Here is an 11,934-nt window from a genome sequence, read left to right on the forward strand (position 1 = left end):
CGTCAGGTTCCTATCGGAACGACGGCAGCCTTGAAGCGTCTTATGAAACCACCTGCTTCCATCCGTTCGACACGGTGCGCGACGCCATGTCTTTTCCCGAAGCTGGTGGTGAGAACGGGGATATAGGTCGGCGGGTACGCAGCGTCAACCAGTCACCCTCACGCAGCGGGGAGCCGATAGAGCGCGCTGTTGCCGTCCCGATATAGTGGCCGGTGGCCTTGCCACGGATCGGTGCCGCGGGTCTGCAATACCCAGAGGTATTGCCACTGGCCGGAGCGCAATGCGTTGCGGCGCGCGGCGAGCGGATCGGGAAGGGGCCCGTCGCAATCAAAGCCGTCCACCATCTGCGACGGGTCGTTGGCGTAGCGCGGATCGAGCGGGTAGCGGACCTTGAGCATCGCGGCGCCCGGGAGCAACCATTGAGTGTTCACCAGCGCCGCGCGCCGTCCGATCGCCAGGCTGGGCAGATGAACATAGGCCGTCGATTGCCAGGGCGTGTGGCACCGATCCTGAAGCACGACCGCAAACACGCGCGCGCCGCGAGGAACCCGGTCAAGCGCGCCAAGGTGCGCCGCATAGTCGTGGTCGAGCCGGTGCCAGTCGCGGGCGATCATCAGCGTACGGACGCCGAATAGCGCAAGGGCGAGCGACACGAAGGTGGTGATAAAGCGTCGGTCGCGCTGCGCATCAGTGCTTGCGACATTGCGCCAGCGGAGCGACAGCAACGCGGCGATCACGGCTGCCGGGGCAAGGCGCTCGTCCGCGCCCCAGCTGCCGAAGAGGACGGTGGGCATGACCATGACGGCGAATGCCAGCAATAGCGCGCCGGTGAACAGCCGCCAATCGATCGCCTGCCGCCGCCACGTCCCGAGGCAGGCGAGCGCGAGGATGATAGGGGTTGCGAGGTCAATCCATTTGGCCTCGCCGCGGAGCACGACGACCCAGTTCATCGCCTTGCGGACCAGCAGATCGTCTCCCCAGGTGATCTGCGCGCCGCCGTCCCCGCGCCATGCAAGCGTGAGCACGATGGGGGGCACCAGCGCGAGGCCACGCAGCAGCGCGTCAGCGACCGCTGGCGCCAGCGGGGCTGAGCGCCGCTGCCACAGCCGCTCGAGTTCGAACCCTGCAACCAGCAGGACCAACACGCCCCAGCCCACCGCATGGGCGAGCCAGGTCGCCAGTGCGACTAGCGCGAGCAGCGGCACGGCACGCCACGCCGCTGCTTCCCGCCAGCGAACCCAAGCGGCGAAACCGAACAGCGCCAGTGCCAGCGAAAGGCAATAATTGACGAAGCCGAACATCAGCGGGTTCGACATGGCGAAACAGGAAGCAGCGAGCGCGCCCGGCTGCACCCGCCCGTGCAGCGCCCGGCTGACCGCCGCCATGCCAAGGATTGTGAGGGGGGCAAGGATCGCCGCGCCAAGCCAGGCGGCGCGCTCTGCCCCCAGCCAGCCGAAGGCGGCGACGAAGAGATCCAACCCAAGATTGCCGATCACGCGCCAGTCGAAGCTGTAATAAGCCGCCAAGAATGGCGATCGCCCGCCGTCCAGCATCACCGAATAGCGGCCGATATGACCCGGCAGGTCGGTCATGGACGGAATGCGTATGGCGAGAAACGGAATAAGCGCGATCAGCGCCATGGCGAGGAGCGCCCACCCAAGGCGTGGTCCTGCTGCGGCCGGGGCGGCCGTGGCAAGGGCGACAAGAGAGGAATCGCGGCGCATCGGGATCAACAATCGACGCGTCCGTCACGTGTGCGTCAAGCAGTTGATCGCTGGCGGATATGGCGCCTATGCCGTGTGCTCCACCTTGCTCCGTCCCGACACGGGACGATTGACAGAGAAACCGGGAAGAGGCGTCGCGATCATGAAGTTCCTGCTGCTGCTTGCCGGCGCCACGCTGGCGCTGACCCCCGCCCTCGCGCAGCAGACGCCGCCGCTGTCGGGCGACGTTCCGGCGAGCTTCGCCTACCCCACCGATGCGCGCGATTACGTCCGCCGCGAAGTGATGATCCCGATGCGCGACGGCACCAAGCTGTTCACCGTCATCGTCATCCCCAAGGGCGCGACCAATGCGCCGATCCTGCTGACCCGCACGCCGTATAATGCCGCCGGCCGCGCCAACCGGGTCGCGAACAGCCCGAACATGGCGTCCTTGCTGCCGCAGGGCGACGAGCCGTTCGTGCGCGCCGGGTACATCCGCGTGTTTCAGGACATCCGCGGCAAATATGGCTCAGAGGGCGATTATGTCGTTACTCGCCCGGTGATCGGCCCGCTCAATAAGACCAAGGTGGATCACGTCACCGATGCCTATGACACGATCGACTGGCTGGTGAACAAGGCGAACCTGCCCGAGACCAACGGGCGGGTGGGTATGGTTGGCTCATCCTACGAAGGGTTCACCGTCGCCATGGCGCTGTTGAACCCGCATCCGGCGCTGAAGGCCGCCGCGCCCGAAAGCCCGATGATCGACGGCTGGATGGGGGACGACTGGTTCCACTATGGCGCGTTCCGGCTGGCGAACATCGCGTGGCTGGGCAAGCAGACCGGGTTTAAGGGCGCGGGATCGGAAGCCGTTTCCGGCATCTATGACGATTACGAGCAGTTCCGCCGGATAGGATCGGCCGGCGCCTGGGCCGAAAAGTCCGGATATGCCAACCTGCCGTATTGGCAGCGAATGGTGGCGCACCCTGCCTATGACGGGTTCTGGCGGGGGCAGGCGCTTGACAAGCTGCTGGCGGCCAATCCGTCGAACGTGCCGACCATGTGGGAACAGGGGCTGTTCGACCAAGAGGACATGTATGGCGCGATCACCGCGTGGGAGGCGCTGAAGGCCAAGGGGAAAGCGGGCAACAACTTCCTCGTGATGGGGCCGTGGCGGCATAGCCAGGCCAATTACGACGGCTCCTCGCTGGGTGACTTCAAGTGGAATGGTGACACGGCGACGGAGTGGCGCGAAGAGTATCTCTTCCCGTTCTTCGATCAATATCTGCGGGAAGGGCGCCCGGCGTTCACCCCGCCACAAGCGCTGATTTACAACACCGGCGACAATCGCTGGGAGAAGCTGTCGCAATGGCCGCTGGCGTGCGACGCCGGCTGCGCGGCGCCGATGACGCCGATCTATCTTGGCGCGGACGGCGGGCTTGGGTTCCAGAAGGGCCAGCCGGGCGGCGACAGCTATGTCTCCGATCCGGGCAAGCCCGTGCCGCATCTGCCGCGCCCGGTGAACTTCGGGGACGGGCGCTGGGGCGCGTGGCTGGTGTCGGACCAGCGCTCAGTCGACGGGCGCACTGACGTGATGACGTATCAGACTGCGCCGCTGACCCAAGCAGTGCGCGTATCGGGCGCACCGATGGCGGAGATCTTTGCCAAGACGACCGGGACGGACGGCGATTTTGTCGTAAAGGTGATCGACGTTTATCCGGATGATTACCCGAACGAGCCGAAAAAGGGCGGCTATCAACTGCCGATCAGCCTCGACATCTTTCGCGGGCGCTATCGCGACAGCTTCGAGAAGCCGACGCCGATCCCCGCGGGCAAGGTGCAGCGCTATCGTTTCCGGCTGCCGACGGTGAATCATGTGTTCAAGCCGGGGCATCGCATCATGGTGCAGGTGCAATCGTCGCTGTTCCCGCTGTACGATCGGAACCCGCAGAAGTACGTGCCCAACATCTTCCTGGCGAAGCAGGAAGATTATCAGAAGGCGACCATCACCCTGTCTCGCGGCGGGGCGCAGGCCAGTGCCGTGTGGTTGCCCGTGGTGGCGGCCGGCCAGACGCCCGCGCAGCCGTGAGTGGTTGCCGAGCGTTCAGGTAGGCACGATTAGCGCGATGAGCATGGCAGGGTTGAAGAAGGTACGGCTGGTGGCCGGGGCGGCAGCGCTCTGCACTGTGGGGATTGCGGGCATGGCTGGCGCGCAGGTGCAGCCAACGCCAATACCGGGACTGGAGAATTACAGCCTGCCCGAAGCGACGCCGCGCGTGCAGCCGGTGCCGACGGCTACCCCTACGGCGGGGCCCACGAGCGAGCCCTCACCGGCGGTACCGCTGGTGGTGCCGACGCCGACATCGCCGGGGCGGGCAGCGGCTGCGCGGCCCACCCCCACACCAACTGCCACCCCTAGCCCGGCCGCAACGCGCACCCCCGCCGCGCAACCTGCGCCGACCGCGGCGCCGCGCGCGGGTGCAACGCCGATACCAGTCCCGACGGCAACTGTTGCTCCGGCTGCTTCGTCGCCAGGGGCCGGAGGCGTGCCGCAAGGGCCGGAGCAGGAGGAGGCGGGCGCAGCGTTCCCGGACACAGCGGCTGAGATCGCGCCAGGCGCCGCAGATACAGCTGCGGTCGCCAACTCGGCGGACAGCGGCGGTGTGGGCTGGCTCTGGCCGGTCGTAATCGGACTGATCGTCTTGGCCGGCGCGGGATTGCTGTTGTGGCGGCGGCGGCCGGAGCGGCTGCAAGCGCTGCCCGCCCCAATGCCGGACGCGGGCCAACCCTCGCCCGCAGAAGCGCCGGTGGCGCCGCCTCGGCCCGCGTCGCCTGCACAGCCGCAGGCGCAGGTGCGGGCGCCGGTTCAGGCTCCGCCTGAACCGCAACCGCCGGTGCTGCCAGCCGGCGCGCCGCAGTTCCTTGACCTGTCGAACAAGATGCCGCCGGCCCGGATCGAGCTCGACGATCCGATGGTGAGCCGCGCCGGGGTCAACATGGTAACGGCCACGGCTGATGTGACGGTCGTCGTGCGCAACGCGTCGGATGTGCCGGCGCGGGGCGTGATGCTGGACGTGCGGCTGACCAGCGCGCAGCCGGCGCAGGATGCGGCGATCGCGGCGCTATTTACGGGACCGGTGCCGCGCCCGGCCGTGCCGGCGTTCGATCTCGCGCCCGGCGAGACGAAGCGTGTTCGCGCATTGGTCACCATGCCGCGCGACGCGATCACGGTGCTCCAGGCGGGCGGGCGGCCGATGTTCGTGCCGGTGGTGGCGATCCGCGCGGTGCATGGGGGCGGGCAGACGACCGCTGTCCACGCGCTGGGGATCGAGCGGCCGGGGCAAGCGAAGCTGGGGCCGATCTGGCTCGATCAGCCAAGCCGCATGTTCGATACCGTGGGTGTGCGCCCGCACAGCGGCCAGTGGTGAGCGCGAGCCGCCGTTAGCGCGAGCGTCAGGTTAGCGCGGCGTCCATAATGTGATCTGACCTACGCGGGTGGCGGGTTGGTAGCCCCGCATGGCCTGCGCCAGCGGCGGGTGCGCGGCGATCCATCGTGGGCCGGGAACGTCGTCCACCAGGATGACGTCCGGCCTGTGGCGTGCGATGTCCTGGGCGAGAATGGCCGCGTCAGTGCGCTCGGCGGCCTTGTAGGCGCGGCGATCGGCCTCAGAGAGCGTCGGGCGCTCCAATTGCTGCCAGGCATTGCCTGTTACCCACAAGCTGCCGCGGCGGCCGACCCACTGCCCATCGACCCAGCGGGTAAGTGGATGGCCGAGCGCAAAATCCAGGGAGATACCGATGAGGCGCGGACGCGGCGGGCCGACCCGCTCCACGGCATTGCGAAGAGCGTAAGGCGCCGGCACGCGGGCGTAGCTATAGGTGGCCGATAGCGCGAGGAGGACGGCGCACAGGCTGCCGAAGCGGCGCGCGGCGCCGGCCCGAGAAAGCTCCAGGGTGATGGCGAAAAGGGCTGTCGCAACCGCCGGATAGCCATGGTTGAGATAGCCTTTGCCCTGCATCAGCCCGGCCGCGGCAAAGCCGGCGGCGGCGAGCAGCATGACAACCGCTTCATTCGAAGGACGGGAGCGGGCAAGCCAAAGGGTAAGGATTGCCGCCACACCAGGGATCACGATCATCGGCCCGGCGAGCAGGTTCGACCAGCTGTCGCGCCCCGGAAGGTACACCAGGCGAAGCAGCGGCAGCATGCGCGCGGTGTAATCAGGAAAGCCGAGCTGCACGACGAGCAGATAGGAGGCGCACACCACGCCTGCTGCGATCCATTCCGGCGCTTTTGCCGCATCAAGGCTGCGCCGCCGCAGGGCCGACCAGAGCGCCGGCAGCACGAGCGCCAGGGCAAGATGGGGCTTGATCGCGATCATGATCCCGGCAGCGCAGCCGGCGACCGCGGCATCGATCGTGCGGACCGGAACGGCGCGTGATCGGGTGATGATAACGGCAAACATGGGCAGGCCGGCGATCAACGCGACATGCTCGCGCTGCGCGAACAGATCGGCGGGAAGCACGAGAAGGATGAAGGCGGCAGCGGCGGCCACCAGCGGCAGGTGGGCGGGCGGCGGAGCGAGGATGCGGCTGGCGTGGCGCAGCGACAGGACGGCGAGCGCACTGACCATCGCGACCGTCAGTGCTTCGGGGCGGATGCCGAGCAGCCGGCCGATCGCCACCGGCGGTACATAGAGCAGGACGGAGGCGGGCGGGTTCACTTCCTCGACGTCGCGGTACAGCCGCGCGCCGCCGAGCATCCGCTCCGCGGTTGTGATGAGCCAGGACACGTCGCAATCTATCGAGGAGAAGGCCTGCTGCGCCAAGGCGATCGCGACGACCAGGACCATCGGCCACCAATGCCGAAGCGTCTGTGGCAAGGGGAAGGACATCGGGAGGGTGCCGGTGGTCACCCGCGAGGGGCTAACCCGGCAGTGGTTTCGGCTCGGTTACTACGCGGGATTTGGCAGTGTGTGATGTGACCAGACACGAAAAAGGCGGCACCCGCGAAGGTGCCGCCTTTTTCATCGGCGAGCCGTCACGGGAGCAAGTCCCGTGACGTCGATCGTGGGCATTGCCCACGTCGGCCGGCCTTGCGGGGATGCGGGCCAGCATGACCCGTCTTCCCCGCAGCGGCTTACTTGACCTCGACGGTCGCGCCAGCTTCTTCAAGCTGCTTCTTGACCTTCTCGGCCTCGTCCTTCGAGACGCCTTCCTTGACGGCCTTCGGAGCCGACTCGACCAGCGTCTTCGCCTCGGTCAGGCCGAGACCGGTGATCGCGCGGACCTCCTTGATGACGTTGATCTTCTTGCCACCGTCGCCGGTGAGGATCACGTCGAACTCGGTCTTCTCTTCTTCTGCCGGAGCAGCGGCGCCGCCGCCACCAGCCGGAGCTGCTGCAACCGCTGCTGCGGCCGAAACGCCCCACTTCTCTTCGAGGAGCTTCGAGAGCTCAGCCGCCTCGAGGACGGTCAGTTCGGACAGCTGGTCAACCAGCGCGTTCAGGTCTGCCATGATATACTTCCTTTGAAACGTTCAGGTGAAACGATGCTGCCTGAAGGATCAGGCGGCTTCCTTTTCCGAGTAAGCTGCAAGCACGCGCGCGATCTGCGCGGCGGGCGCCTGGGTGATGGTCGCGATCTTGGTGGCCGGGGCCACGATGAGACCGACGATCTTCGCCCGGAGCTCGTCGAGCGACGGCATCGTGGCGAGCGCCTTCACGCCCTCCACGTCGAGCTTGGTCGAACCCATGCCGCCGCCGACGATCTCGAACTTGTCGGTCGTCTTGGCGAAGTCCACGGCCACCTTGGCAGCCGCAACGGGGTCGACCGAGGTCGCGAGACCGACCGGACCGGTGAAATACTCACCCAGACCGTCATAGTCGGTGCCATCGAGCGCGATCTTGGCAAGCTTGTTCTTCGAGACCTTGAACACGGCGCCGGCCTCGCGCATCTTCGTCCTCAGCTGCGTCGATTGCGCAACGGTGAGGCCGAGGTTGCGGGTGACGACCACCACGCCGACCTCGGAGAAGGTCTGCTTGAGTTCGGCGACGGCTGCGGCCTTTTCAGCACGATCCATGCCATTCTCCACACTTTGGCCGCATCCCGAAGGCTGCGGCCGGTTACGATCCACACACGGAAGCCGTGTGTAGTTGTCCAGCGATGGGGAATGGGAAGCAGTCGCAGGCCCATCAGGGCGAGCGGCAGACCGGAGCGCCGAAGCGATCGCGGTGAAATCCTGTCCCCGTCTCGGCGGGGAATTAAGGACCAAGGGTCCACCCGCTGTCTCGGACGGCGCCAATGCCCCGAAAGGCATGGCAAGCGCGGCTCCATAGCGGATTGACGCGCCCGGTCAAGTGTCTCCGAACGCACATCAAACCGCAACCAATACGACATGGAGCGGCAATGGCGCCGTCATTCTGCGCCGCCAGAAGGCTGAAAACACGCCAGCTCCCGGGGGGACCATGACCGACTCAACCTTTCTCTACGACGATGGTGACATCGATACGAACCGCAGCGCGAATGGCCATCTCAACGATCTGATCGCCAGCCGTTATTCGCGGCGCCAGACGCTGCGCGGCGGGTTGACGGCCATGACCACTGCGGTGTTCGGCGGCGTGCTGCTCGCGGGTTGCGATGAGGACGACCTGCTGCAGCGCGAAACCGTGACGGTGACGGCCGGGCAGGGGGCGACGACCAGCGCCGGCAAGACCGTTACGCTGCAGGGCACGGCGAGCACGACGGCACGCACCGTCGGCTGGGCCCAGGTGAGCGGCCCGACCGTGACGCTGAGCAACGCGAACACCAACACGGCCAGCTTCACGGCGCCTGCGGTGAGCGCCTCCACCCCGCTCGTCTTCCGCTTCACCGGCACTACAGGTGTTGGCGACACCGCAACGGCGGATACGACGGTCACCGTGACGCCGGCGACGCTGGACTTCACTGCCGTTCCCAAGAACCGCAACGACCTGGTCACCGTGCCAGCGGGCTATACGGTGACCGTGCTGTACCGCATGGGCGACCCGATCAACGCCAGCACGCCCGCGTTCGCCAACGACGGGTCCGACAGCAATTTCTCCACGCGCGCCGGTGACCAACATGATGGCATGAGCTTCTTCGGGCTGGCAGCGACTGGCGCAACGCGCGATCCGTCCAGCAGTACGCGTGGCCTGCTCGCGCTGAACCACGAGAACATCGTCGAAACGTACCTGCACCCGCGCGGCCAGACGACCACCGGCGGCGTGCGCCCGGAGGCGGAAGCGATCAAGGAGATCGAGGCGCACGGCGTGTCGGTGGTCGAAGTGACGCGCGGTGCATCCGCGTGGAGCTACGTCCAGGCATCGTCGCTGAACCGGCGCATCACGCCGAACACCCCGATGGTGTTCAACGGGCCGGCGCGTGGCGATGTGCAGCTACGCACCCTCTATTCCAAGGATGGTACACAAGGGCGCGGCACCATCAATAACTGCGCCAATGGCGCGATGCCGTGGGGCACTTACGCGACCGCCGAAGAGAATTGGGCCGGTTATTTCCGGCGCGATCGCGGCGATGCGGCCGTGCGCACCGCTGCTGGGCGTGCCAAGGAAAACACCAGCCTGGCGCGCTACGGCATCGGCGAAGGCCGTGCCGGAAACTACGGCTGGACCACGGTGACGCCGGCAGATTCAAGCAGCACCATCTTCCGCAAGTGGAATGCCACCGCAACGGCTGACGCAGCGCCCGACGGCACCGCCGATTTCCGCCACGAGCCGTTCCAGTACGGCTGGATTGTCGAGATCGACCCGTACAACCCGCAATCCACGCCGCGCAAGCGCACCGCGCTTGGCCGCATGAACCATGAGGGCGTGGAGCCCGGCCGGATGATCGCCGGCGTGAAGCCCGCCTTCTACATGGGGGACGATGCGCAGAACGAATATATCTACAAGTTCGTGTCGAACACGCCCTGGACGGCAGCCGACGCCAATGCGGCTGATCGCCTGGCCACGGGCGACAAATATCTTGATGCCGGCACGCTTTACGTCGCCAAGTTCAATGCTGATGGCAGTGGCCAGTGGCTGCCGCTGACGTTCAACACGGGGCCGCTGACCAGTGCCAACGCGACCTATCCCTTCGCGGATCAGGCCGACGTGCTGATCAATTGCCGTATCGCTGCCGACCTCGTCGGTGCGACGCCGATGGACCGGCCGGAGTGGACCGCAGTGAACCCGGCGAATGGCGAGATGTATTGCACGCTCACCAACAATTCGTCGCGCTCACCCGCTCGCACCGATGCGGCCAACCCGCGATCTTATGTCGATCCGCGTACCGATGGTCGCAGCAACAGCGCCGGCAACGTCAATGGCCATGTCGTCCGTCTGCGCGAGAATGGCGACACGACCGAGGCGACGGCGTTCACCTGGGACGTCTATGCCTTTGGCGCGGGCAGCGACCTAAACAAGGACAACATCAACCTGTCGGGGCTGGACGACACCAACGACTTCTCGTCGCCGGACGGCCTGTGGTTCAGCCTGCCATCGAACGTGGCGGGGCAGGGCGCAAACCCGGTCATGTGGCTGCAGACCGATGACGGCGCCTTCACGGACGTTACCAACAATCAGATGCTCGCGGCCATTCCGGGTCGGGTCGGTGATGGCGGCACCAAGACCGTGAACAATTCGACGCCAGCCGGCACCAGCACCGCAACGACCCGCGTCGGCAAGGCGCCCGGCGCGACGCTGAAGCGCTTCCTCGTTGGTCCGAAGGAGTGCGAGATCACCGGCATCACCTCGACGCCGGACGGCAAGGCGTTGTTCGTCAACATCCAGCACCCGGGCGAGACTGGCGGGCCGGATAACATCACGTCCAACTGGCCGGCGACGCAGAACGGCGCCGCTGCGCCGAGCAGCCGCCCGCGTTCGGCGACAATCGTGATCACCCGTCAGGATGGCGGCCTGGTCGGGATCTGATCCGGCTCGTGTGACAAGAGGCCCCGCTCCTTCGGGAGCGGGGCCTCTTTTTTGCCTCAGCAGTTCCGCTGACGGGCGTGGTTCCGACCGGATCTCGGCTTAACGGTCCGTTCTATTGGCGCCTGCCTCGCGTACCGCCTTCAGCGTGGGCCAGCCGTTCACGGCCATCAGCAGGTCCGCTTCGGCGAGAATGCACTTGAGCACATGCGCGCAGCCCGCTGCGCCGCCCAGCGCCAAGCCGTAGGAATAGGGCCGGCCGACGCCCACGGCGTCGGCGCCGAGCGCGATCGCCTTCACCACATCGGTACCCGACCGGATGCCGGAATCGAACAGCACCGGCACGCGCCCTGCGACCGCTTCGGCCACTGCGGGTAGCATGTCGATCGCCGCGATGCCGCCGTTTGCCTGCCGCCCGCCATGGTTCGACACGTAGATGCCGTCCGCGCCACTATCGATTGCGCGGCGCGCGTCGTCCGGGTGGCAGTTGCCCTTTAGCACGATCGGCAGGTTGGTGATCGACTTCAGCCAAGCCATGTCGTCCCACGTCAGCACCTTGCCAAACGTGGCACCCCATGTGCCGATTGCGGTGCGCAGATCCTCCTCCGGTGCCTTGCCGCCCAGCATCTGGCGAAAGCGCGGATCGGTGAAATAGTTCTGGAGCACATGGCCGCGCAGCTGCGGGAAGTTCGACGGGTTGAGGTCGCGCGGGCGCCAGCCGGTGACCCAGGTGTCAAGCGTGACGACAAGCGCCTTGTAGCCAGCCGTCTCGGCGCGCGAGACGAGGCTTTCGGCGAGTTCCCTGTCGCGCGGCGTGTAGAGCTGGAAGAAGGCGGGCGTCTCACCGCACGCCACCTTCACATCCTCCAGCGGATCGTTCGACAGGGTGGAGGCGGTCAACGGCACGCCGGTGAGCGCGGAGGCTTGGGCGGCGGCGATGTCGCCGTGCTGGTCCTGCGTCATCATGCCGGTGACGCCGATCGGGGCCATGAAGACCGGCGAGGGCAGCTGCAGGCCGAATAGCTTGATCGAGAGGTCGCGGTGAGTCGCGTCGACCATCATGCGCGGCACCATGCCCCAGTGGCGGAACGCGCGGGCGTTCTCGTCCTGGGTGTATTCGTCACCGCAGCCGCCCTGGACGTAGGTCAGCACATGCGGTGGCAGCGCAGACTGTGCGCGCTTCTCCAGCGTGGCGAAATCGACCGGGTAGGTGGGGACGATGCCGGACAGGCCGGCGCCGTAGATCTGGGTTTGCAGGTCGCCATAATGCGGCATGGATACGCTCTCCT

At 66.7% G+C, this 11,934-nt stretch carries 8 protein-coding genes; 3 read left to right on the plus strand and 5 right to left on the minus strand.

All coding sequences use genetic code 11. From position 1 onward, the window contains the following. Positions 1 to 158 precede the first annotated feature (158 nt). Positions 159 to 1,640, minus strand: a complete 1,482-nt coding sequence (locus tag SPMU_RS09110; RefSeq protein ID WP_088333545.1) for a hypothetical protein — start codon at positions 1,638 to 1,640, stop codon at positions 159 to 161. A gap of 226 nt (positions 1,641 to 1,866) precedes the next feature. Between SPMU_RS09110 and SPMU_RS09115 the strand changes: the two genes are divergently transcribed. After that, complete coding sequence (locus SPMU_RS09115) at positions 1,867 to 3,792, plus strand: CocE/NonD family hydrolase (protein ID WP_088333546.1); 1,926 nt, start codon at positions 1,867 to 1,869, stop codon at positions 3,790 to 3,792. 43 nt (positions 3,793 to 3,835) lie between these two features. Then, the gene (locus SPMU_RS09120) at positions 3,836 to 5,131 is read left to right on the plus strand and encodes a hypothetical protein (protein ID WP_140418436.1); all 1,296 of its coding nucleotides are present in this window, start codon (positions 3,836 to 3,838) and stop codon (positions 5,129 to 5,131) included. 30 nt (positions 5,132 to 5,161) lie between these two features. Here the strand turns inward: SPMU_RS09120 and SPMU_RS09125 are convergent, their stop codons facing one another. From SPMU_RS09125 to rplJ, 3 genes are all read right to left on the minus strand, one after another. Beyond that, a complete protein-coding gene (locus SPMU_RS09125) occupies positions 5,162 to 6,616 on the minus strand; it encodes a hypothetical protein (protein WP_140418437.1) in 1,455 nt (484 codons plus the stop codon). A gap of 224 nt (positions 6,617 to 6,840) precedes the next feature. Then, positions 6,841 to 7,218 (minus strand): 50S ribosomal protein L7/L12, encoded by a 378-nt coding sequence (gene rplL, locus SPMU_RS09130; protein WP_088333549.1) that lies wholly within the window; start codon positions 7,216 to 7,218, stop codon positions 6,841 to 6,843. 48 nt (positions 7,219 to 7,266) lie between these two features. Beyond that, a complete protein-coding gene (gene rplJ, locus SPMU_RS09135) occupies positions 7,267 to 7,782 on the minus strand; it encodes a 50S ribosomal protein L10 (protein WP_088333696.1) in 516 nt (171 codons plus the stop codon). A gap of 385 nt (positions 7,783 to 8,167) precedes the next feature. On the opposite strand from rplJ, the gene SPMU_RS09140 reads away from it, so the two are divergent. Continuing rightward, positions 8,168 to 10,648: a PhoX family protein gene (locus SPMU_RS09140; protein WP_088333697.1), complete on the plus strand. Its 2,481-nt coding sequence runs from the start codon at positions 8,168 to 8,170 to the stop codon at positions 10,646 to 10,648. Between the two features lie 99 nt (positions 10,649 to 10,747). Here SPMU_RS09140 and SPMU_RS09145 read toward each other — a convergent pair whose 3' ends face one another. Continuing rightward, positions 10,748 to 11,920, minus strand: coding sequence for an alpha-hydroxy-acid oxidizing protein (locus tag SPMU_RS09145; protein ID WP_088333698.1), 1,173 nt, complete (start codon positions 11,918 to 11,920; stop codon positions 10,748 to 10,750). Between the last annotated feature and the right edge of the window lie 14 nt (positions 11,921 to 11,934).

It is taken from the genome of Sphingomonas mucosissima (assembly GCF_002197665.1).
GTDB classification, from domain to species: domain Bacteria; phylum Pseudomonadota; class Alphaproteobacteria; order Sphingomonadales; family Sphingomonadaceae; genus Sphingomonas; species Sphingomonas mucosissima.